The following is a 22,508-nucleotide window of genomic DNA, read 5'->3' on the forward strand; positions in this document are numbered from 1 at the left end:
TTGTAGTTATTCGTTATCCAGGTATGCCGAACCGCTGCCGGCATAATTGTCGAACTTGGTGTACTGGCCGAGGAAGGTCAGGCGCACCGTGCCGATCGGGCCGTTACGCTGCTTGCCGATGATGATTTCGGCGGCGTCCTGGTCGGGCGTATCCGGGTTGTAGACCTTGTCGCGGTAGACGAACAGGATGACGTCGGCATCCTGCTCGATGGCGCCGGACTCGCGCAGGTCGGACATGATCGGGCGCTTGTTGGGCCGCTGCTCCAGAGAACGGTTCAGCTGCGACAGCGCAATCACCGGGCAATTCAGCTCCTTGGCCAGGCCCTTGAGGCTTCGTGAAATTTCCGAAATTTCGGTGGCGCGATTCTCGCCGGAAGAGCTGCTGCCCGACATCAGTTGCAGGTAGTCGATGATGATCAGTCCCAACCTGCCGCACTGGCGCGAGAGGCGGCGCGCGCGCGCGCGCAGCTCGATCGGGTTCAGCGCCGGGGTTTCGTCGATGAAGATCTGCGCGTCATTCAGCTTCTGGATGGCGTGCGTCAGGCGCGGCCAGTCCTCGTCGATCAGGCGGCCGGTGCGCAGGCGATGCTGGTCGAGCTTGCCGACCGAACCCAACATACGCATGGCCAGCTGGGCGCCGCCCATTTCCATCGAAAAGATCGCCACGGGCAAACCGCTCTCGATGGCGACGTTTTCGCCGATATTCACCGAGAAGGCCGTCTTGCCCATGGAAGGACGTCCGGCGACGATGATCAGGTCGCCCGGCTGCAGGCCGGAGGTCATGCGGTCGAGGTCGATCAGCCCGGTGGGCACGCCGGTCACGTCGCTGGTGTTGTCGCGGTTGTACAGCTCGTCGATGCGTTCGACCACCTGGGTCAACAGCGGCTGGATTTCCTGGAAACCCTGGACGCCGCGGGCGCCATCCTCGGCGATGGCGAAAATCTTCGACTCGGCCTCGTCAAGCATCTGCTTGACTTCCTTGCCCTGCGGGTTGAAAGCGTTGCTGGCAATTTCGTCAGAAACCGTGATCAGCTTTCGCAGCACGCCGCGATCACGCACGATCTCGGCATAGCGGCGGATATTGGCGGCCGAAGGCGTGTTCTGCGCCAGCGCGTTCAGGTAAGCCAGGCCGCCGACTTCCTCTGCCTTGCCGGTGACAGTCAACGCCTCGTAGACCGTGATGACGTCGGCCGGCCGGGTAACGGAGATCAGCTTGGTAATGTGCTGAAAGATGATGCGGTGGTCATAACGGTAGAAATCTTCCGCGCTGACCAGGTCTGCTATACGGTCATAGGCTGCATTGTCAAGCAGCAGGCCACCGAGAACCGATTGTTCTGCTTCGATGGAATGCGGCGGTACTCGAAGGGATTCAAGTTGAGGATCGGAGCGGGTGTTCATGGCGCGCATTATACCTGCTCGTCCGGACCCACGATCCGCAGGGCCGGGAAAAATTACATCTTGATGACAGACTTATTCGGATGACAATATTTCAGCCCGAGTCTGGAGAAAACAACGCGCAGAAAATCAGGATTTGCTGTAAAGACAGTTACATAAGAGGCATCTATTCGTTTGTCCGCATCCTCTGCGGCGACCGGCAAGCCTGCCGCAAGCCGCAGAGGATGCCAGAATTATTTCTTCACCAGCGGGCATTCGCTCTTTTCCAGAGGCGTGAACGCTTCGTTCGCCGGGATCACGCGGCGGACATGGTAATAATCCCAGGGATACTTGGATTCGGCGGGCGCCTTCACCTGCATCAGGTACATGTCGTGCACCATGCGGCCATCGGCACGCAGCTTGCCGTTCTTGGCAAAGAAGTCATTGACCGGCAATTCGCGCATCTTGGCCATCACGGCCTGGGCTTCGTCGGTGCCTGCAGCCTTGATCGCCTTGAAGTAGTGCATCATCGAGGAATACACGCCGGCCTGCACCATCGTCGGCATTTTCTTGTGGCGCAGGAAGAAGCGCTTGGACCAGGTCCGTGTTTCCTCGTTCAGATCCCAGTAGAAGCCCTCGGTCAGGTACAGGCCCTGGCTGATGTCCAGTCCGAGGCCGTGCACATCGGTGACGAACATCAGCAGGGAGGCAAGCTTCTGCTTCTTGTTGATGCCGAACTCGCGTGCCTGCTTGATGGCGTTGGTCAGGTCGGTGCCGGCATTGGCCAGGCCGATTGCCTTGGCGCCGGAACTTTGCGCGGACACCAGGAAAGAAGAGAAATCCGATGCTGCCAGCGGGTGCCGGACCGAACCCAGCACCTTGCCGCCGCCGGCCTTGACCACTGCGGCGGTATCGCCTTCCAGTGCCTGGCCAAAAGCATAGTCCGCCGTGATGAAATACCAGGTGTCGTTGCCATCCTTGACCATTGCCTTGCCGGTGCCGTTGGCCATGGCGAAGGTGTCATAAACCCAGTGCACGCCGGTGGGCGAGCAATTCTTGTTGGTGAGCGCAGCGGTGGCGGCGCCGGAGTTCATCGTGATGCGGTTCTTGTCCTTGGCCACCTGCTGCACTGCCAGGCCGACCGAAGAAGTGACCAGGTCGGCGATCATGTCGACCTTGTCGTTGTCGAACCATTCGCGCGCCTTGCTGGCCGCCACGTCGGGCTTGTTCAAATGGTCGATCGACACCATCTCGACCGGCTTGCCCAGCAGTGTGCCGCCGATATCCTCGATTGCCATCCTGGCCGCCAGCACGCTGCCCTGCCCTGCCAGTGCGGAATACGGGCCTGACATGTCGGTCATCACGCCGACCTTGACCACGCCGTCGGAAATCTTGTCCGAGGCATGGGTTGCCGGCAAGGCCAGCGCAGCCAGCGCCGCGCACACGACTGCCGTGATTTTATTGATTTTCATGCTGTGTCTCCTTGTTGTAATAATGAAAGGTACTGCCGTTATTTTTTCAGTGCTTTCGCCTGGTCGCGCAAAAGGTATTTCTGTACCTTGCCGGTGGATGTTTTCGGCAGCGCGCCAAACACCACGGCCTTGGGTGCCTTGAAATGCGCGAGGTGCTCGCGGCAAAAGGCGACCAGCTCTGCCTCGCTGGCTTCCACCCCGGGCCGCAAGGTGATGAAGGCGCATGGCGTTTCACCCCACTTCTCGTCCGGGCGCGCCACGACAGCGGCCTCCAGCACGGCCGGGTGCCGGTACAGCACATCCTCGACTTCAATGGTGGAAATGTTCTCGCCGCCGGAAATCACGATATCCTTGGAACGATCCTTGATCTGCAGGTAGCCATTGGGATGCAGCACGCCCAGGTCGCCGGTATGGAACCAGCCGCCGGCAAACGCCTCGGCGGTGGCATCGGCATTCTTCAGATAGCCCTTCATCACGGCATTGCCGCGCATGAACACTTCGCCGATGGTCTGGCCATCCGCCGGACATGGCTGCAGGGTTTCGGGGTCGGCCACCATCAGGTCTTCCTGGATGTGGTAGCACACGCCTTGCTGCGCCTTGATCTGTGCCCGTTCAGCGGCTGGCCGCGCATCCCATTCGCGGTTCCAGGCGCAGCTGACGGTCGGACCATACACTTCCGTCAGGCCGTACACCTGGGTCACGTTCATGCCCAGCGACTCCAGCCCTTGGATCACGGTAGCGGGCGGCGCGGCGCCGCCGGTGGTGCATTCGACGACACGGCCGGCAACGCGGAATTTCACTTCTTCCGGCGCATTGATCAGGGCATTGAGCACGATCGGCGCGCCGGAGAAATGGGTAACGCCGTGTTCGCGGATCGCCGAAAAAATCGCTTTGGCGTCGACGCGGCGCAGACAGACATGCGTGCCGGCGACAGCCGCAATCGTCCACGGAAAACACCAGCCGTTACAGTGAAACATCGGCAATGTCCAGAGGTAGACCGGGTGCGCCGCCATGTTCCAGGCCAGCACGTTGCCAAGCGCATTCAGGTACGCACCGCGATGGTGGTACACCACCCCCTTGGGGTTTCCGGTGGTGCCCGAGGTATAACTCAGGCTGATGGCCTGCCATTCGTCGGCAGGCAATTCCCACGCGAACGCCGGGTCGCCTGTCGCCAGCAGCGCTTCATAATCCATTATTCCCAGCAACTCGCCGCCCTGGTATTCGGGATCGTCGATATCGATGACTACCGGCTTGTGCTCGAGCAGCGCCAGCGCCTTGGCAATGACGCCGGAAAACTCGCGGTCGGTGATCAGCACACGGGCTTCGCCATGGCGCAGCATGAAAGCCAGGGTCTCGGCATCCAGGCGGACATTGAGCGTGTTAAGCACCGCCCCGGTCATCGGCACGCCGAAGTGCGCTTCCATCATCGCGGTGACATTCGGCGCCATGATTGCCACGGTGTCGCCCAGGCCCACGCCGAGCTGCTGCAGTGCCGAAGCCAGCCGGCAGCAGCGTGTCCACGTATCGCTCCAGGTAAAGCGGCGCGCGCCATCGATGACCGAGGGATATTGCGGATAGACCCTGGCGGCACGGCGCAGGAAGGAGAGCGGCGACAACGCTACGTGATTGGCCGGATTGCGTTCCAGGCCGAGCTGGTAGGGATTGATCTCTTCGCGCTGCATCGTTGTCTCCTTGATTTGGTCTTGGCACCTGGAATAGTGCGGATGATCGGGAGGATACGGCAGGGCAAAAGAGGAAAATATCGGAAGGTTCTAAAGATCCTGTAGGAAGGATGCAGCGCGTCTTGAAAGAATTTTCCTACACGCCAAGGCAGGCGGCTTCATTGCGATGTCACGAAATCTTCATCGCGCTGTCACAAATCTTTCCTATCATGGAAAGATCAATTGGCGCCTGGGCTTGGCCAGGCAGATTCACTTATTTCAGCTTTGGGCAAGAAATGGATTCCGACATCATCATCGTCCGCGAAGAAATGCACTATCGCGTACTGTATGGACACTTGCGCCTGGCGGGCGTGCTGAGCACGACGGATGAAGTTTGCGTCGACGTCAAGGGAGAAGGCACGCTCAAGATCCGCAAGACCCGGGGCGGCATGTCCGTCAAAAAGAAGCATCACCAGCTGCCCGTCCTGTAGGCTTAATTGCTGAGGCCGTGCTGGATCGCATAATGGATCAGCTCGGCATTGTTTTCCATGTGCATTTTCTCCAGCACCCGCGTGCGGTAGGTGCTGACGGTCTTGACCGAGAGGGACATCGCCTCGGCGATTTCGGTCAATGACTTGCCCTGGATGATCTGCTCGAAAATCTGGTGCTCGCGCTCGGACAGGGCATGGTGCTTCGGCACGTCGCGTTCGCCGTCCAGTTCGAACAGCAACTTTTCCAGCAGCGCCGGCGTGGCATAGCGCCCGCCCCTGACAACCTTGCGGATAGCCGCGATCAACTCCTCGGATTCGCTATCCTTCGTCAGGTAGCCGGCAGCCCCCGCCTTCAGCGCACGCACGGCATACTGCTCTTCCGGGTACATCGACAGAATCAGGATGGGCAGTCTGGGTTTTTCCAGTTTCATTTGCCGCACGATATCGAGGCCGCTTTTATTGGGCATGTTAATGTCCAGAAGCACGACATCCCAGTCTTGCTGGCGCAATTTGGCGATCGCGTCGAAACCGTCGCTGGCCTCGCCGGCGACTTCGATATCCTGGCTTTCCTCGATCAGCCGCTTGACCCCGGCGCGAAAAATCTTGTGGTCATCGGCAATCAGCACCTTGATCATTCCTTCTCCTCATTCTTGTCCAGCGGGAAGCGCAGCATTACCCGGGTACCGTGTCCGGGCTCGCCGGTAATTTCCAGCGTGGCGCCGAACTGCCGGGCGCGTTCGGCCATGCCGGTCAAACCGAAGGACTTGCGGTTGTCAGCCGCCGTCCTGTCCAGGCCCTTGCCGTTGTCCTGCACCGAGAGCAGCAGCGCGCCGTCGGCCAGGACTGCATCGATGTCGACCCGTGTGGCTTGCGCGTGCCGCGCAATATTGGTCAGCGCTTCCTGGAAGATGCGGAAGATGGCAATGGCCGCCGCCTCGCCGATTTCAAGCGCCCCCGCGTGCATGGCCAGCGTGCATTCGATGCCCATGCGCTCGCGAAAGCGCCCGGTTTCCCATTCGATCGCGTCGAGCAGACCCAGGTTGTCAAGCACGCCGGGACGCAACTCGGCTGAAATCTTGCGTACTGTATCGATGGCGTCGCGCACCAGTTCCATCATGGTATCGGCGCGCGCCGCCAGCCTGGTTTCTGTCGTGTGCTTTTTCAGCCAGCCGATATCCATCTTCAGGGCGGTGAGCGTGCCGCCCAGGACATCGTGCAGCTCGCGCGCGAGCTGGCTGCGCTGTTCTTCGCGCACTGTCAGCAGATGCTGCGACAACTCGCGCAAGCGCTCCTGCGAGCGCGCGATCTCCTGTTCGCGCAGGCGGGCGTCGGTGACATCGATGCCGACGCCGATCACCGCGGGCCGGCCGCGATACTGGAAGCGCGTGCCCTGCACCTCGATCTCGACCGTGCGGCCCTCCTTGTGCAAGCCCTTGAAGTGGTAAAAAAGGGTCGAGATTTCGCCGGAAATGCGCTTGTCGAGATTGCCCAGCACGGTGGCGCGGTCCTCCGGCGAGATGAAATCGGCCACCGGACCCGGTGCCATTTCCTGTTGCGTGCGGCCGAACATCGCGGCCCAGCGCGGGTTCACGTACTGGAACATGCCATCCTGGATGATGTACAGGCCAACCAGCGATTGTTCCACCAGGCCGCGAAACGGGATTTCCGGCGCCGTGCTGTCGTCAAGGTCGTCGTACACGCCCACCATGCCGATGATATTGTTGGCGATATCGCGCAGCGGCGACGTGGACAGGCTCACCCGCACCGCGCGTCCGGCCTTGGTCATGCGGTCCAGTTCGATGTCGCGCAGCGAATCGCCTGCCACCGAGCGCTGGTACAACTCGCGGCTGGTCTGTTCGCTGGCGGCCGGCACATGCGGCAGCGGCTTGCCGATGACTTCCTCTTCGCGCCAGCCGAAAATGCGTTCGGCGGCATGGTTCCACAGCTTGACGCGGCGCTGCAGGTCCAAGGCGACAAAGGCCACGGGCGCGTCGCGCACCAGCGACCTGAGCATGTCGTTTTCCTCGCGCAGGCGCTGCAGTTCAGATTCCGGTTCGACGGCAGGCGGCGTGGTCAAAGGCGACATGGCAGGCTAAAAAATTAACGATGGCAATCAAGATAACCAAAAGCTGGCGCGCCGTCCATGCCGGCGTGAATGGCATCGATGGACGAAAAAAAGCCGGGCGAACCCGGCTTTTTGATTCAGGCAAGCTGAACAGGCCGATCAGGCGTGCTCGCCAACCACGTTGACCGTGATATCGACAACGACGTCGGTATGCAGTGCAACTGCGACGGCGTGTTCGCCAGCGATCTTCAGCGGGCCTTGCGGCAAGCGGATTTGCGCTTTCTCGACCGGGAAACCTTGCTTGGTCAGGGCTTCGGCGATGTCGTGGTTGGTGACGGAACCGAACAGACGGCCATCGACACCGGACTTTTGCGAAATCTGGACGGTCTGGCCGGCCAGCTTCTCGCCTTGTGCCTGGGATACCGCCAGTTTCTCGGCAGCGGCTTTTTCCAGCTCGGCGCGCTTGGCTTCGAATTCGGCGATCGCGGCCTGGGTAGCACGGCGGGCCTTGCGTTGCGGGATCAGGAAGTTACGGGCGTAACCATCCTTGACCTTGACGACTTCACCGAGGTTGCCGAGATTGACGACTTTTTCCAACAGAATGACTTGCATGTTTTTCTCCTAATTCTCGGTCGTCAATTACGCGTTGTGCAGATCGGTGTACGGCAGCAAGGCGAGGTAGCGTGCGCGCTTGATGGCGGTATCCACCTGGCGCTGATAGTGCGCGCGGGTGCCGGTCAGGCGTGCCGGCATGATCTTGCCGTTTTCCTGGACGAAGTCCTTCAGGGTGTCGACGTCCTTGTAATCCACTTGCTCAACGCCGGCGGCGGTGAAGCGGCAGAATTTCTTGCGCTTGAACAGCGGGTTCTGCTGTTTGCGTTTTTCCTTGAGCTTGCTCTTGTCGAATTTTTTACCGAATGCCATTTTTGGCTCCTAAATCTGTATTGATATCAAGTATGTGAAACACGAGGCTTTTGCTATTACGGTTCTTGCGTGCCAGGAAACCGCCGAACTGGTATGTTTCACCTAGTTCAGCCTGCTTGAATTTTCCCGAAATCTCGCCCGCGGCAAGCGCGGCAATTTCGAATTCAACCAGCCTTTCCACACCTGCTTCCATTTGCCTCGATGTGTGCAGCAATTTGCCATTCACGATCGGGATGCCTGCCGGTGTGTAGCGCATGACGTCGCGCTCGGCAATGCTGGCTTGCAGTTCGAACCGGTTCACGCCCCTTGCTTCGTCAATTACGCGGCAGGCGCTTCGCTGCGATGGCTCTTGGCGGCGTCTTCCTTCTGCACGGCCTTCATCATCGGCGACGGCGTGGTTTCAGCCTTCTTCAGACGCACGGTCAGGTGGCGCAGGACAGCGTCGTTGAACTTGAAGCCGGTTTCGATTTCAGCCAGGGTCTCGGCGTCGCACTCGATGTTCAGGCAAACGTAATGTGCCTTGGCCAGCTTGTCGATCTGGTAAGCCATTTGGCGGCGGCCCCAGTCTTCCACGCGGTGGATCTTGCCGCCGCGGGCGGTAACGATACCTTTGTAGCGCTCGATCATGGCGGGCACTTGCTCGCTTTGATCCGGATGCACGATAAATACGATTTCATAATGACGCATGTAATCTCCTTATGGACAGATTGACGAATTGCCCACCTCGGCGTCAAGACGAGTGTGGGAAGAGGAAAACCCAAGATTTTGCCTTGTATTGAAAGAAAACTCAAGCCTTTCAAGCCCTTACCCAAGTTTCTAAACAGAATTACATGCAAATAAGGCTTGCATTCGCCCGTCCACTGTATAAAAATACAGACTGTTTATCCAAACAGCGCACCTCCCCCCAACATCCGGATTGCCGCCATGCTGAAATTAACCGCACGCCAGGAACAAATCCTCAACCTGATCCGCGAAGCCATTGAAAATACCGGTTTTCCGCCGACCCGCGCCGAAATTGCCGCCGAACTGGGTTTTCGCTCGGCCAATGCCGCCGAGGAGCACTTGCAGGCGCTGGCGCGCAAGGGCGCCATCGAGCTCTCGCCCGGCACTTCGCGCGGCATCCGCCTGCGCGATCAGGGCACGGGCAGCGCTGCCCGGCCGGCACGCAGCCGTCCCGCGCAAATGGCGCTGCCCCACCCGGCACTGATGCAATTGAGCCTGCCCCTGGTCGGCCGCGTCGCCGCAGGCTCGCCGATCCTGGCGCAGGAACACATCGAGAGCACCTACAACGTCGATCCGGCTCTGTTTGCCGCCAAGCCGGATTACCTCCTGAAGGTGCGCGGCATGTCGATGCGCGATGCCGGCATCCTCGACGGCGATTTGCTGGCCGTGAAAAAAATCGATGCCGCCCGCAATGGCCAAATCATCGTGGCCCGGCTGGGCAACGATGTCACTGTCAAGCGCTACCAGAAAACCGGGGCGGTGATTGAACTGCTGCCGGAAAATCCGGATTTCAAGCCGATCCGCGTCAATCCCGACCAGGAAGACTTTGCCCTGGAAGGCCTGGCGGTCGGATTGCTGCGTAACTGGAATTAATATTTGGAATTAAAACACCTGCAAATAGGAACTATTGATTAGATTCAACAGTCCAACCAGCAACGATTCATGATCGTTTTTTAGTGCCGTTCCAGCGATGCAGGCATTTTGCGCTTCCCCTCTCACTTGGCGCGGGATGCCTGCGGATTTCCCAGGGAATCCACGCCGGAGCGGCATATTTTTATCAGGATTTCTTCATTGCCAATATCTGGCGCGCCATGCCGCGCAGGATGTTGACTTCCTCGGTTTCCAGCGCTGTCCGTGAAAATAATCGCTTGATGCGCGGCATCAGCTTCTTGGGGCTGTCCGGGTTGAGAAAATCAATTGCCACCAGTGCCTGCTCGAGGTGGGCATACATGCCCTCGATCTGCTCGACGCTGGCCGCTTCCCCCTTGAAGCCGATGCCGCTTGCCGCCAGCTTGCCGTCGGTGGCCGCCATGCGGCCTTCATAGGCGAGCACCTGTACCGCCTGCGCGAGATTGAGCGAGGAATAATCGGGATTGGCGGGAATGTTGATCAGGACATTACATTTCTCCACCGCTTCGTTCGGCAAACCAAAACGTTCGTTACCAAACAGGAATGCTGCCTGCAAGCCGGCATCACCGGCGAGTTGTTCGGCCAGCGCGCGCGGCGTCACCAGCGGTGGCGAATATTCGCGCAAGCGGGCGCTCACCGCAGCGGCGAAATTGCACCCCGTCAGCGCCTCGTCGATCGAGCCGACGACCCGCGCGCCCTCCAGCACATCCAGGGCGCCGCTGGCAAATGCCACGGCCTCTTCATGCCGGGCAAAGTCGGCGCAGCGCGGATTGACCAGCACCAGGTCGGCAAACCCCATGGTTTTCATGGCCCGCGCGGCAGCACCGATATTGCCGGCACGGCTGGTTTCAACCAGGATAAAACGCAGGCGTTTGAAGAGGAGAGTGTCGGTTTGGGGCAGGTTCATTTAAAATAGCGGTATTACGCGGTGAAAGACAGGCTCAGGCCAGGACGATTCCCGCTTCGCTCATTGTTCAATTTATATGGTTCCCTGATTGCGGTTTGCAAGGGAACCGCCATTTTAACGGAACCTGTATGCATCCCATGCTCAATACGGCGGTGAAGGCCGCCCGCCGCGGCGCCACCGTCATCACTCGCGCCTCTTTCGACGTTGACCGTCTGAAGGTCACCGAGAAGCAGCAAAACGATTTCGTCACTGAAGTCGACCGCGCCGCCGAGCAGGCGATCATCGAGGTACTGCAAACCGCCTATCCCGACCACGCCATCCTGGCCGAAGAGTCCGGCCCGTCGGCCAACCTGCACGACGAAAACGAAAACGTCTGGATCATCGATCCGCTGGACGGCACCACCAATTTCATCCACGGCTTTCCGCAATATTGCATCTCGATCGCCTTGCAGCATCGCGGCCAGATCACCCAGGCCGTGGTGTATGACCCGTGCCGCAACGATTTGTTTACCGCCACCAAGGGTGCCGGCGCCTACCTGAATGAAAAGCGCATCCGCGTGGGCAAGCGCGACAAGATGGCCGATGCCCTGATCGGCACGGGCTTTCCCTATCGTGACATGCAGGGCCTGGAAAATTACATCGACATGTTCCGCGTCATGACGCAGAAATGCGCCGGCCTGCGCCGTCCGGGTGCGGCTGCACTCGACCTGGCCTATGTTGCCTGCGGCTATCTCGACGGTTTCTTTGAAAAAGGCCTGCAACCCTGGGATGTGGCGGCAGGCTCGCTGCTGATTACGGAAGCCGGCGGCATCGTCGGCGACTTCAAGGGCGAATCCGAATACATTTACAAGGGTGACGTACTGGCCGGATCGCCGAAGATTTTCGGCCAGATGGTCAACCTGCTGTCGCCCTACGCCTGACCTCCCCTATCGCCTCCTGCCGGCCGCATCCGCGGAACCTCCGGCAGGCTCAGGCAGCCCGTCCCTGCACCATGCGATTGAAGATGCCGCGTTATTGCGGCTTCGGCAACGACCGCTCGGCCACGCCAGTCCACTGCTCGGACAACTGACAGCAGGTTGCCAGCAGCACCGGGCCAGCTCCGGCAAGTTGGCCTGGGCTTGCAAATGGCCGCCGGCACAGACACATTCGCAGAATCAAATGCGAATGATAATGAGTCTCATTTGAATTTGGTGTTATGATAGATCCCTGAAAGCTGTGCTGATTGCACATCGAAGCATATTTGCAGGCAAGAATCGACCATGAAACGAACAAATGTTACATCGACGCTGGCACAAATGTCCCTGCGCCAACCTTGTCTCATACAAACGGTACAGGCTCCACCGCACGCGCCAGAATGGCTGCGCTGGCTGGAAGAAATTGGCTTCATTGCGGGTGAACAAGTCATGCTGCTGGCGCGCGGCATGCCGGGCGGTGATCCCCTGGTCGTGCGCGTAGGCACATCCACTTTTGCCCTGCGCCTTGCCGAAGCTGCCTGCGTAAGTGTACTAGCCGTAAATGCAGGACAAATGTAATGAAACAGGCTGTCGTCCATGTGCATGCTGCAGGCCCCTTGCTGGCCTTGGTAGGCAACCCCAACTGCGGCAAGACTGCCCTCTTCAACCGCCTCACCGGCAGCCGCCAGAAAGTCGCCAACTACGCCGGTGTTACTGTCGAACGCAAGGAAGGCCGGCTGCAAACGCCCGGCGGCAAAACCTTGCGGGTGCTCGACCTGCCGGGCGCCTACAGCCTGCATCCCCGCTCGCCCGATGAACGCGTAACGTGTGACGTCCTGTATGGCCGTGCGGCAGGCGAAAAACGGCCCGATCTGGTGGTGTGCGTGGTGGACGCCACCAACCTGCGGCGCAACCTGCGCCTGGTGCTGGCCGTCAAACGTCTGGGCCTGCCCTGTGTAGTGGCATTGAACATGGCCGACCTGGCGGAAAAGTCCGGCAGGCCTGTCGATGCCGATGCGCTGGCGCGCGAACTGGGCATACCGGTGGTCGCCACCATCGGCGTGGCCAGCGGTGGCGAGCAAGCCTTGCGGACATTGCTCGACGACCCCGAATTGTGGCGGCGCGGCGCCCCTGCCCTGGCGCCACTGCAGGATGCAAGCGCCAGCACGGCTGGCGACCATGAGGAAGTGCGACGTATATTGCAGAGCATGGGGCTAGACCATATCGTGCCGCATACCGGCAGCGACCGCATCGACCATGTCGTGCTGCATCCTGTAGGCGGCCCGATACTGCTGGGATTTCTGCTGTTTCTGATCTTCCAGGCCGTGTTCGCCTGGGCGGAAGCGCCGATGGGCTGGATCGAGCAATTGACTGCCTGGGTAAGTGCAGCGGTCGGCGGGTTGCTGCCGGATGGCTGGATCAAAAGCCTGGTGGTCGATGGCATGATCGCCGGCGCCGGTGGCGTCGTGGTCTTCCTGCCGCAGATCATCATCCTGTTTTTCTTTATCCTTCTGCTGGAAGAATCGGGCTACCTGCCACGCGCCGCCTTCCTGCTCGACCGGCTGATGGGCAGCGTCGGCCTGTCAGGCCGCTCCTTCATCCCGCTCCTGTCGAGCTTTGCCTGCGCCATTCCCGGCATCATGGCAACGCGCTCCATTTCCAATCCGCGCGACCGCCTGGTAACCATCATGATCGCGCCGCTGATGACCTGTTCGGCCCGTCTGCCAGTGTATGCCTTGCTGATCGCCGCCTTCGTCCCGCAGCACAGCGTATGGGGCGTGCTGGAATTGCAGGGGCTGGTCTTGTTCGCACTGTATGCGGCCGGCATTCTTGGCGCACTGGCCGTGGCCTGGATCCTGAAACGCTTTACCAGCAGCGGTCGCATGGTGCGCCCTCTGATGATGGAATTGCCCAACTATCATTGGCCCAGTTTTGCCAATATCGCCCTCGGCCTGTGGCAGCGGGTGCGCATCTTCATGAAGCGCGTGGGCGGCATCATCCTCGGATTGACCATCCTGATGTGGTTCCTGGCGAGCTTCCCGACGCCGCCCATCGGTGCGACCGGCCCCGCAATCGAATACAGCCTCGCAGGCATGCTGGGTCGGGCGCTGGCGGTGGTGTTCGAGCCAATCGGTTTCAACTGGCAGATCAGCATCGCCCTGGTGCCAGGCCTGGCGGCGCGTGAAGTGCTGGTCAGCTCGCTGGGGACCGTGTATGCACTCTCGACATCGGGCGACGCGGCCACTGCCGCCCTGTCTGCCGTGATCAGCCGGGACTGGAGTCTGGCCACGGCATTTTCCCTCCTGGCCTGGTTCGTTTTTGCGCCACAATGCCTGTCCACCCTGGCCACGGTCAAGCGCGAAACCGGTGGCTGGAAAATGCCCTTGATCATGGCCGGCTACCTCTTTGGCCTGGCGTATCTCGCCTCGTTCCTAACTTACCGCATCACCCTGGCGCTCATGTAAGCAAGCCGATCGGCGCTGCCTCGAAGCTTTCGTTGCGCCGCCTAGATCGACCACATGAACCATAGGGCGGAGCACAAGGCGCCGACACTGGTCAGGACTGCTACCGTGCGCACCGTATGCAGCTGCGTCCACAAGAGCAGTCCCGTGATCGACAGCAGGATCAGCGCGCCGGCAATGGTGTCACTCAGCAGCACCCAGAACGCATTCACACCGGTGGACATGTGCAGGCGCGTCAGCGTACCGATAGGCGTGGCATCGATTTTGTCCAGCTTTACAAAACGGTTGCCGACAAAATATTCGGCATTGATCGCGCCGCCCGGCCGGTGCAGAATGACAGTCCATCGCTCCGGCTGCACGGTTTCGATATCAGCCCAGATAACTTTCTGCCGCATCTGTGATTTGATAATCGGCGGCGCTACCGACTTGAACTGCAATTCCTGCTGCAGCCATGCCGACAAGTCCGCCGGCGATGAAAATGCCGTCGCCGAAGGAAGGGCCACCTGAACGGTCTTTTGCACCGTCTTCTCCACCGGGATTTTCAGGATCGCGCGGTGGTTCAGCAGGAGGCCGGTTACTCCGAATAACAGTCCGAACACCGCGCCCCACAAGCCCACGTAGAGGTGAATCTTGCGCAACCAGGTCAGGAATATGGCCCGGCGGCTGCGGGAGCGACGTGGAGGAACGGATGCGGCCTGTGCCTCGGACAAACCTTCATTCAAGTTCATTGCTTTATCTTCAGAAATTGTAGCGTGCCGTCAGTTGCACCGAGCGGGGCGCACCTGGCAGGTTGAGGTTAGCGGACGAACCGTGGCCCGAGACGATGTATTCGCGATCGAACAGGTTCAAGAAGTTCAGTTGCAGATCCAGGCCTTGTAATTTGTAGCCAACCATCGCATCCACGGTCGTATAGGCAAGCAGGGTAACCGTATTGGCAGGATCCGCCATGCGATCGCCAACATAATTGACACCACCGCCCGCACGCCAGCCATTACCCAATGCTTTGGTGATCCACAGGTTGGCGCTGTGCTGTGGCGTCAGGGTGGCGCGCTTGCCCTGCAATCCCGGGGTTGGCGACGAAGTTACCCTGGCATCAAGATAGGCATAGCCGGACCAGATTTGCCAGCCTTGCGGCAGCTCGCCGGTGAAGGTCAGCTCCAGCCCGTCAGTCCGCTGCACGCCTACCGGCACCAGCACTCCAGGGGCGGCAGGATCGGTGGACTTGATATTGGTGCGTTCCAGCTGAAACAATGCTGCGCCCAGGGATGCGTTGCCATTGAAGAAATCGAACTTGACGCCAATTTCCTTGTTGGTGGTTTCTTCCGGCGCGATCTGGGCATTGTTTGCCGCCAGCGGAAAACTTTCAGCCGACGGCTGGAACGATTTGCTGAACGATACGTAATACGACTGTGCCCCGCTCGGCTGGAACACCAGGCCGGCACGCGGGCTCCACGCGGTATCCGTACGACTCAGGTTAGGGCCTGCAAGGCGCTGCAGCATTTTCTGATCAAACCGGTCATAACGTACGCCTGCCAGCGCCTTCCATTTTTCCGACAAGGTCACCAGGTCCTGCACATAAGCGCTGGCCACCTTCATGATGCCGAGATTGTCCGTCTGCGCTGGCCCCGCCACCGTAAACGGCACGACCGGCGCCACGAAATTGAATATGGGGATATTGATCGCAATATTATTCTGCGTGCGGAATACCTGATCCTTGTTTTGCTCGCCGAACTCGACCCCGTACAGCACTTGATGCTGCATGCCTGCCAGCGTGGTTTTCTGCACCAGTTCAGTCTGGTTGAAATAGCCATCTTCTTCGCGCCGCACATTACTGCGGTTCAGGTTGACGGTCTGGGTTGCCGCATTGACGGTTCCCACCAGGGTATTGTTACGGTCCAGCGAATATTCGTACTGACGGAATGCATTGCGCACCGACCATTCGCTGTTGAAGCGATGCGTCAATGTGAATCCGACTGAGGTCACCCGCGATTCCGAAAAGTCGAAATCCTTGCCCTTGGCAGCCCCAAAATAAGTGCCGGGCGCGACATTCACGGGCAAGCCATTCAGCGCGGGAATGCCGAAGTCGGTGACGCGGCGGTCTTCCAGGTAATCAGCCTGAATCAGCAACCTGGTGTCAGTACCCAGCTTGACCATGACGGAAGGCGACAGCGCCTTGCGATCCAGGAATTGCTGGTCGCGATAGCTGTCGGCATTTTCCAGTGCGCCAGTGATGCGGAAAGCCACGCCGGCATCGCTGTAATTGCGCGCGAGGTCGAATTCACCGCGGCGCTGGTTCCAGCTGCCCGCCGTCAACGCAACCTCGTTCTTGTCGATGCCAGGTTTTTTGGTGATGCGGTTGATCATGCCGCCCGACGAGCCGCGGCCATACAGAACCGAGGCCGGGCCCTTGATCACTTCCACCTGCTCGATATTCGAGAGGTCGCGGAAATACAGGGCATCGTCGCGCAAGCCATCGACAAACTGGTCGGCAATCGCGGAAAAGCCGCGGATCGTGACCTGGTCGCGCTGGCCATCGCCGTGCGACAAGCCGATGCCCGGCACCGATTTCATCACGGCTTCCATGGAACGCGCGCCCTGGTCACGCATCACGCTTTGCGGCACGACATTGACGGTTTGCGGAATATCGCGCAAGGGCGCTTCGATCTTGGTGGCGCTGACTGCCGAAGGCGGATTGTAGGTCGGCGCCAGTTCGCGATCCGCCTTGACCTTGACTTCAGGCAGCTTGGACTCGGGCTGGGGCGCGGAAACGGTTTTTGCGTCTGCAGCACCGGCAATTTGTTGCATGGCAAGCGCTATCAGCCATGCCAGTTTGTGCTTTTTCATCGTAATAATCCTCACAGATAGGGAAATGCAGGGCTGGCTGGCAGTCGTGAGGACTATTGGCGGGCGGGCGGTTGCAAGGGCTCCATAATAATGCGAATGAGAACCATTATCAACAATTAAGTATATCTTCTACGGATGACCTGACTCCCTGACCCGCAAACGACATGAAATGTCCCTGATGCAGCCTCCCGATTGACTTCCGAAATGATAATGATTATCATTATTAATAATTAGAGCACGACGCCACTCTTATCTCCAGCCAGCAATTCCATCGTTCAACCCGGATAGCCAGCCAGCAAGAAACCGTTTCATCAGGCTTAACTATCCAGGAGAACAATCCATGCAAGTACTTCCCGCCTTGCGGCCGGCTGCGGCAGCGATCGCGTCCAGCCCCGCTATCCGAACGCAGGCATCCGCCCGCCCTGCCCTGCTGCCGCTTGGCGCCATGGTCGCCGCCATGGCTTTCAGCATGGATGCCGCCCTTGCCCAGAGCGCCCAGGCCAATCCAGGCAAGCAGGAACAGGCCGATGCGCCGGCAAAGCAGGAAGCCACCATGCCGACCATTACCGTCAAGGACGTGCGCGATCGCGAAACGATCGGCTACCAGGGCGGCAAGACCAGCGTGGGCAAGAGCGCCCAGCTGGCGCGCGACATCCCGCAATCGGTCACCATCATTTCCAGCCAGCTGATGCATGACCGTAACGCCGACACCATGAAGGAAGCGCTGCGCAACGTTGCCGGCCTGACCTTCAATGCCGGCGAAGGCGGCCGCATCGGCGACAACATCACCCTGCGCGGCTATTCCGCAGTGGGCGACCTGTACCTGGATAACATGCGCGACATCGCGCAATACAACCGCGAAAGCTTCAACCTCGAACAGATTGACGTGCTGCGCGGCTCGGCCTCGATGCTGTACGGCCGTGGCTCCACCGGCGGCCTGATCAACCAGGTCAGCAAGCAGCCCGACAAGCTGGACCGCAACGAAGCCGCCGTCACCGTTGGCTCGTATGACTACAAGCGCCTGACCGCCGACATCAACCAGAGCATCGGCACCGACATGGCCGCGCGCATCAATGTCATGAAAACCGACACGGACAGCTTCCGCGACGGCCCGGAAGCGCACCGCTGGGGCATCGCGCCCTCGATCCGCTGGGGCATCGGCACCGACAACGATTTCACCCTGTCCTACTATTACCTGAAGGAAGACAACATCCCCGACATGGGCGTGCCTTACTTCAATAACCGCCCGCTTAACGTGCCGTCCAGCCGCTTCTACGGCATGGCCAGCTACGACTATGAAAAGAATGAAACCGGCATCGCCACGCTGAGCCACACGCACCGTTTCGACCGCGATACCAACCTGCGCACGGTGGTGCGCGCGGCCGACTACAAGCGCGACTTGCGCGCCGTGGCGCCCCGCCTGGCTGCCGGCACGGCAGTTATCACGGATGCCACCGCTGTCAATCGCCAGCGCCAGTCACGCGGCGGCGAGGAAAACACCCTCACCGCGCAATCCGACTTCAACACCAAGTTCGAACTCGGCGGCATGAAGCACCAGCTGCTGGCTGGCATGGAACTGGTCAAGGAACAGGCCGAACGCTGGACCAATGGTTCGGCCGCACTCAGCCCGAACAATCCGGCAACCACCGTGGGCAACCCGAACATCTATGACACCCTGCCGGGCGGCGCTGTCTTCCCGCGCGACGCATTCAACTATTACACGGCCAATACCGTCGGCATCTATGCCCAGGACACCATCGAGTTCGCGCCGAAATGGAAGCTGGTGCTGGGCGCGCGCCATGACAACTTCCGCGCCAGGTATGACCGCCCGGCGACCGCCGCCGAAATCACCGCCGGCCTGACCGGACTGGTGCCCTACAAGCGCGACGACAAGGAATGGAGCTACCGGACCGGCTTGCTGTATCAGCCGACCGACACCGCGTCGTATTACGCCTCCTACGGCACCTCGTTCAACCCGTCGGCCGAGCTTTACCAGCTGGATGACCGCAGCGTCAACACGCCGCCGGAAAAGAACCGCAATATCGAAATCGGCGCCAAATGGGACCTGGCCGAGGGTGACCTGTCGCTGCGCACCGCCATCTTCCGCTCGGAAAAAACCAACGAGCGCAATACCGACCTGGCCTCGCCCAACATCTACCTGATGTCCGGCAAGCGCCACACCGACGGCATCGAGTTCGAAGCGGCCGGCCGCATTACGCCTGCCTGGGAAGTGTTCGGCTCGATCGCGCTCATGCGCGGCAAGATCGATCTTGCCGCCGCCTCCGCCGCCAACACGCAGGGCAATGTGCCGATCAATACGCCGGACTATACCTACAGCCTGTGGAGCACTTACAAGCTGGATAGCTGGAAGTTCGGCGGCGGCATCGAAGGCGTCGGCCTGCGCTACGGCAGCACCGCCAACACCACTGCAGCGCCGTCATACACACGCGTTGATGCGCTGGTGCAGTACGAGATGAAAAAATCGCTGATCAAGCTGAACGTCTTCAACCTGTTCGACAAGACGTATTACGAAAGCGTGTACGTAGGCCATGCGGTGCCCGGCACCGCGCGCGCAGTGCAGCTGACCTTCGAAACCAAGTTCTAGTCCTGGAAAGAAAGGCCGATTCGCCATGCTTTTGCACATTCCTCAAGTGTTGACGCCGGCGGCGCTCGCGCGCTGCCGCGCCATCGTCGAATCGGCGGACTGGGCCGACGGCAAGATCACCGCCGGCACCCAGTCCAGCCAGGTCAAGAACAACCGCCAGTTGCCCGAGGATGGCGAAGCCTCTCGCGCGGCGCGCGCCATCGTGGTCGATGCCCTGGCCAAAAGCGCGCTGTTCATGACCGGCGCGCTGCCGAAGAAGACTTATCCGCCGCTGTTCAACCGCTACGAGGGCGACTTCAATACGTTCGGCAACCACATCGACAATGCCGTGCGCACCTCGGTCGCCACCGGCGCCTGGGTGCGGACCGACCTGTCGGCGACGCTATTCCTGACCGGACCGGAAGAATACGATGGCGGCGAACTGGTGATCGAGGATACCTTCGGCACGCAATCGGTCAAGCTGCCGGCCGGCGACATGATCCTGTATCCTTCGTCGAGCGTGCACCGGGTCGAACCGGTCACACGCGGCGCGCGCATCGCCTCCTTTTTCTGGATCGAGAGCATGGTGCGCGACGATGCCCAGCGGCGCATGCTATTCGATCTCGACATGTCGATCCTGTCACTCCGGGAAGCCGGGGGCGACACGCCACCGGTGGTCAAGCTGACAGGCTGCTATCACAATCTGCTGCGCATGTGGGCGGAAACTTAGTCTTGATCACGATGCGCCGGTCGGGCAAGCCGGCAGGCGCAACTCAACCTGCAATCCGCCCAAGGGCGAATCCGCGAGCATCACCTCCCCGCCATACATGCGCGCCAGGTCGTCGACAATGGCGAGACCCAGCCCCGAGCCGGCAACCTGCTCGTCAGCCCGCACGCCTCGCTGCAGCATGGCATCGCGACGCGCGGCCGGCAAGCCATTGCCGTCGTCCGCGACCGTAATCACCACCTGCTCCTGCTCTTCGACTGCGCGCACCTCGATGCGATGCTTCGCCCATTTGCAGGCATTGTCCAGCAGATTTCCCAGCATTTCGTGCAAGTCCTGTTCCTCGCCGCGAAAACAAAGACTGCCGGCGACGGGAAAGACTTGCAGGTCCAGATCACGCTCGGCATGAACCCGCCGCATGACCTTTGCCAGCTGGTCAAGGGCCAGCGCCACCCCAGTCCTGGCGCCGGGAACATTGACTGCAGCCGCCACGCGCGCCCGCTTGAGGTGGTACTCCACTTGCCGCCTTGCCGTCTCGACCTGTTCGCCGACGAGGCGGGCGAACTCGCCCTGTTCGAGCGCGGCAGCATTGGACATCACGCTCAGCGGCGTCTTCAGCGCATGGGCCAGGTTGCCCGATTGCGTGCGCGCGCGTGCAACGACCTCGGCGTTCTGGGCGATTACGGTATTGAACTCATCCACCAGCGGCCCGATCTCGGCCGGAAAATCCCCGGTGAGTTGCTGCGCCTCGCCGTTGCGCACCGCGCTCAAGGCTTTGTGCAAATGGCTCAGGGGCGCCAGGCCGACCGCAACCTGCACGACCGCGGTAACCGCGAGACCGGCGCCAAGGATGCCCAGCGCCAGCCAGAGCATACCGCCAAAACGTTGCGCAGGCGCATCCATCAAGGCTTCGTCGGCCGCGACAATCAGGCGCAACGGCAGGTCCGGCCTGCCGGACGGATAGAGCATGCGCTCGACCACCCCGAGACGTGCCGCTTGCGGGCCGCCGATGCGATGCCGGTGAATGGCACCATCGCCCAGCGCATCATGCGGCACTTCAAGCACGGTGTCCCACAGCGAGCGCGAACGCAGCAGCCCGCGCAGCACGGGAGCATCGCCGCGATTCAGGCGGTCGATTTGCCAGTAAAGGCCGGAGAGCGGCCTGCTCAGGCGCGGGTCGCTCAAGGGCGCCGACAGCGACGGCTGCCCGCGCTCGTCAAAAACCAGGTTTGCCGTCAACTGATCCAGGTGCGTCTTCAACTCGGCGTCAAACTGTTGTTCGACATGGCGGCGGAACAATCCATCCAGCCCCCAGCCCGCCACCGCAATCGAGGCGAGAATCCATACCAGCGTGCCGGCCAGCAATCGCAGGCGCAGCGAGTCGCGCAACAAGGCAGGCCGGGTCATTGCGGACACAGGAGACGATAACCCAGGCCGCGCACGGTTTCGATCGCCCCGGGCGGCAGCTTCTTGCGCAGGCGCGCAATGAATACTTCGACCGTATTGGAGTCGCGATCGAAATCCTGCGCGTAGATATGGTCGATCAGGTCGCTGCGCGAAACCAGTTCGCCCTGGTGATGCATCAGGTATGACAGCACACGGAATTCATGGCCGGTCAATCCGAGCGCCTGGCCGTCGACGGTGACACGGCTGTTGCGCGTGTCCAGCGTGACGCCGCCGCAAGTCAGCTGCGCGCTGGCGTGTCTGCCGGCGCGCCGGATCAGCGCACGCAGGCGTGCCAGCAGTTCTTCCATGTGAAACGGCTTGGTAAGGTAATCATCGGCGCCGGCATCGATGCCGGCGACCTTTTCGTGCCAGTTGTCGCGCGCCGTCAGGATCAGCACCGGCATGGTCCGCCCGGCGGAGCGCCACTTTTTCAGCACCGTCAGGCCATCCATGAGCGGCAGGCCCAGGTCGAGCACCACGGCATCGTAGGGCTGGCTGTCGTCGTCGCCGCGAAACCATGCGTCCTCGCCATCGCAGGCCGCATCGACCGCATAGCCCGCTGCGCTGACGGCCGCGACCAGCTGCGCCGCAAGCGCCGGGTCATCTTCGACCACCAGAACACGCATCAATGACCTCCCTGCTTTTTGCTTTTGCTGCCCAACACGCTGCCGCTGCGCCCGTCCACTTTCAGCTTGAGCAGGGCGCCGCTCGGACGCAGCACCTTGATTTCATAAACCCAAATCCCATCGTCGCGTTCGAGTTCGACTTCCATGACCTGCCCCGGATACTGCCGCTCCACTTCGGCAAGCACAGAACTCAGGGGCAGCACTTCCCCGGCCGCGACTGCCTGGCGCGCACGCTCATGGTCATCCCCGGCCTGGGTGGAGGGCGCAGCCCCGATGGCGAGCGACAGCGCCAGCGCAACCGGAAAATAGTGGTGCGGTTTCATGGCTCGAATCCACTGAATGT

22 protein-coding genes are annotated in these 22,508 nt (G+C 60.6%); 7 read left to right on the forward strand and 15 right to left on the reverse strand.

The annotated features are described in order from the left end of the window. Positions 1 to 6 precede the first annotated feature (6 nt). From EKL02_RS13185 to EKL02_RS13195, 3 genes are all read right to left on the reverse strand, one after another. On the reverse strand, positions 7 to 1,407 hold the full coding sequence (locus tag EKL02_RS13185) for a replicative DNA helicase (protein ID WP_128902474.1): 1,401 nt from the start codon (positions 1,405 to 1,407) through the stop codon (positions 7 to 9). A 221-nt stretch (positions 1,408 to 1,628) separates the two neighbouring features. Then, entirely contained in the window at positions 1,629 to 2,846 is a 1,218-nt protein-coding gene (locus EKL02_RS13190) for an ABC transporter substrate-binding protein (RefSeq protein WP_128902475.1), read from the reverse strand. Positions 2,847 to 2,884: 38 nt separating this feature from the next. Next, positions 2,885 to 4,528, reverse strand: coding sequence for an acyl-CoA synthetase (locus tag EKL02_RS13195; protein WP_128902476.1), 1,644 nt, complete (start codon positions 4,526 to 4,528; stop codon positions 2,885 to 2,887). 275 nt (positions 4,529 to 4,803) lie between these two features. Here EKL02_RS13195 and EKL02_RS13200 point away from each other — a divergent pair, with 275 nt between their 5' ends. Further along, positions 4,804 to 4,998, forward strand: a complete 195-nt coding sequence (locus EKL02_RS13200) for a hypothetical protein (protein ID WP_128902477.1) — start codon at positions 4,804 to 4,806, stop codon at positions 4,996 to 4,998. Between the two features lie 2 nt (positions 4,999 to 5,000). On the opposite strand, the gene EKL02_RS13205 is transcribed toward EKL02_RS13200, so the two are convergent. The 6 genes from EKL02_RS13205 to rpsF all read right to left on the reverse strand — a co-directional run bounded on the left by EKL02_RS13205 (position 5,001) and on the right by rpsF (position 8,674). Next, positions 5,001 to 5,633 carry a response regulator transcription factor gene (locus EKL02_RS13205; protein WP_128902478.1) on the reverse strand — a complete coding sequence of 211 codons (633 nt, stop codon included), beginning with the start codon at positions 5,631 to 5,633 and terminating at the stop codon, positions 5,001 to 5,003. Next, positions 5,630 to 7,084, reverse strand: coding sequence for a PAS domain-containing sensor histidine kinase (locus tag EKL02_RS13210; RefSeq protein ID WP_128902479.1), 1,455 nt, complete (start codon positions 7,082 to 7,084; stop codon positions 5,630 to 5,632). The genes EKL02_RS13205 and EKL02_RS13210 overlap by 4 nt, the downstream gene beginning before the upstream one ends. A gap of 138 nt (positions 7,085 to 7,222) precedes the next feature. Further along, positions 7,223 to 7,675: a 50S ribosomal protein L9 gene (rplI, locus tag EKL02_RS13215; RefSeq protein WP_128902480.1), complete on the reverse strand. Its 453-nt coding sequence runs from the start codon at positions 7,673 to 7,675 to the stop codon at positions 7,223 to 7,225. A gap of 27 nt (positions 7,676 to 7,702) precedes the next feature. Next, positions 7,703 to 7,987 (reverse strand): 30S ribosomal protein S18, encoded by a 285-nt coding sequence (gene rpsR, locus EKL02_RS13220; protein WP_128902481.1) that lies wholly within the window; start codon positions 7,985 to 7,987, stop codon positions 7,703 to 7,705. Next, positions 7,974 to 8,288: a primosomal replication protein N gene (gene priB, locus EKL02_RS13225; RefSeq protein WP_128902482.1), complete on the reverse strand. Its 315-nt coding sequence runs from the start codon at positions 8,286 to 8,288 to the stop codon at positions 7,974 to 7,976. The genes rpsR and priB overlap by 14 nt, the downstream gene beginning before the upstream one ends. A 17-nt stretch (positions 8,289 to 8,305) precedes the next feature. Continuing rightward, positions 8,306 to 8,674 carry a 30S ribosomal protein S6 gene (gene rpsF, locus EKL02_RS13230; RefSeq protein WP_128902483.1) on the reverse strand — a complete coding sequence of 123 codons (369 nt, stop codon included), beginning with the start codon at positions 8,672 to 8,674 and terminating at the stop codon, positions 8,306 to 8,308. Positions 8,675 to 8,911: 237 nt separating this feature from the next. Here rpsF and lexA point away from each other — a divergent pair, with 237 nt between their 5' ends. Next, entirely contained in the window at positions 8,912 to 9,583 is a 672-nt protein-coding gene (gene lexA / locus EKL02_RS13235; RefSeq protein ID WP_128902484.1) for a transcriptional repressor LexA, read from the forward strand. A 184-nt stretch (positions 9,584 to 9,767) separates the two neighbouring features. Here lexA and EKL02_RS13240 read toward each other — a convergent pair whose 3' ends face one another. After that, positions 9,768 to 10,526, reverse strand: a complete 759-nt coding sequence (locus EKL02_RS13240) for an RNA methyltransferase (protein WP_128902485.1) — start codon at positions 10,524 to 10,526, stop codon at positions 9,768 to 9,770. Between the two features lie 128 nt (positions 10,527 to 10,654). Between EKL02_RS13240 and EKL02_RS13245 the strand changes: the two genes are divergently transcribed. From EKL02_RS13245 to EKL02_RS13255, 3 genes are all read left to right on the forward strand, one after another. Continuing rightward, positions 10,655 to 11,446 (forward strand): inositol monophosphatase family protein, encoded by a 792-nt coding sequence (locus EKL02_RS13245; protein ID WP_128902486.1) that lies wholly within the window; start codon positions 10,655 to 10,657, stop codon positions 11,444 to 11,446. Positions 11,447 to 11,785: 339 nt separating this feature from the next. After that, entirely contained in the window at positions 11,786 to 12,058 is a 273-nt protein-coding gene (locus EKL02_RS13250) for a FeoA family protein (protein WP_206732394.1), read from the forward strand. Then, positions 12,058 to 13,944 (forward strand): ferrous iron transporter B, encoded by a 1,887-nt coding sequence (locus EKL02_RS13255; RefSeq protein ID WP_128902487.1) that lies wholly within the window; start codon positions 12,058 to 12,060, stop codon positions 13,942 to 13,944. The genes EKL02_RS13250 and EKL02_RS13255 overlap by 1 nt, the downstream gene beginning before the upstream one ends. Positions 13,945 to 13,985: 41 nt before the next feature. On the opposite strand, the gene EKL02_RS13260 is transcribed toward EKL02_RS13255, so the two are convergent. Together EKL02_RS13260 and EKL02_RS13265 are read right to left on the reverse strand one after the other, a co-directional pair. Next, complete coding sequence (locus EKL02_RS13260; protein ID WP_128902488.1) at positions 13,986 to 14,669, reverse strand: PepSY-associated TM helix domain-containing protein; 684 nt, start codon at positions 14,667 to 14,669, stop codon at positions 13,986 to 13,988. Positions 14,670 to 14,679: 10 nt separating this feature from the next. Next, positions 14,680 to 16,785: a TonB-dependent siderophore receptor gene (locus EKL02_RS13265; RefSeq protein ID WP_241687712.1), complete on the reverse strand. Its 2,106-nt coding sequence runs from the start codon at positions 16,783 to 16,785 to the stop codon at positions 14,680 to 14,682. A 340-nt stretch (positions 16,786 to 17,125) separates the two neighbouring features. On the opposite strand from EKL02_RS13265, the gene EKL02_RS13270 reads away from it, so the two are divergent. After that, positions 17,126 to 19,390, forward strand: a complete 2,265-nt coding sequence (locus tag EKL02_RS13270; protein WP_128902489.1) for a TonB-dependent siderophore receptor — start codon at positions 17,126 to 17,128, stop codon at positions 19,388 to 19,390. 25 nt (positions 19,391 to 19,415) lie between these two features. Next, on the forward strand, positions 19,416 to 20,099 hold the full coding sequence (locus tag EKL02_RS13275) for a Fe2+-dependent dioxygenase (protein ID WP_128902490.1): 684 nt from the start codon (positions 19,416 to 19,418) through the stop codon (positions 20,097 to 20,099). Between the two features lie 6 nt (positions 20,100 to 20,105). Here EKL02_RS13275 and EKL02_RS13280 read toward each other — a convergent pair whose 3' ends face one another. Genes EKL02_RS13280 through EKL02_RS13290 form a run of 3 tightly spaced genes read right to left on the reverse strand, consistent with a single transcriptional unit; the run spans position 20,106 to position 22,488 of the window. Next, entirely contained in the window at positions 20,106 to 21,500 is a 1,395-nt protein-coding gene (locus EKL02_RS13280; RefSeq protein ID WP_128902491.1) for a sensor histidine kinase, read from the reverse strand. Next, positions 21,497 to 22,165 (reverse strand): response regulator transcription factor, encoded by a 669-nt coding sequence (locus EKL02_RS13285; RefSeq protein ID WP_128902492.1) that lies wholly within the window; start codon positions 22,163 to 22,165, stop codon positions 21,497 to 21,499. Before EKL02_RS13285 ends, EKL02_RS13280 begins: the two co-directional genes overlap by 4 nt. Then, a complete protein-coding gene (locus EKL02_RS13290) occupies positions 22,165 to 22,488 on the reverse strand; it encodes a PepSY domain-containing protein (RefSeq protein WP_128902493.1) in 324 nt (107 codons plus the stop codon). Before EKL02_RS13290 ends, EKL02_RS13285 begins: the two co-directional genes overlap by 1 nt. Positions 22,489 to 22,508: the final 20 nt, after the last annotated feature.

It is taken from the genome of Janthinobacterium sp. 17J80-10 (assembly GCF_004114795.1).
In the GTDB taxonomy this organism is placed as follows: domain Bacteria; phylum Pseudomonadota; class Gammaproteobacteria; order Burkholderiales; family Burkholderiaceae_D; genus Paucimonas.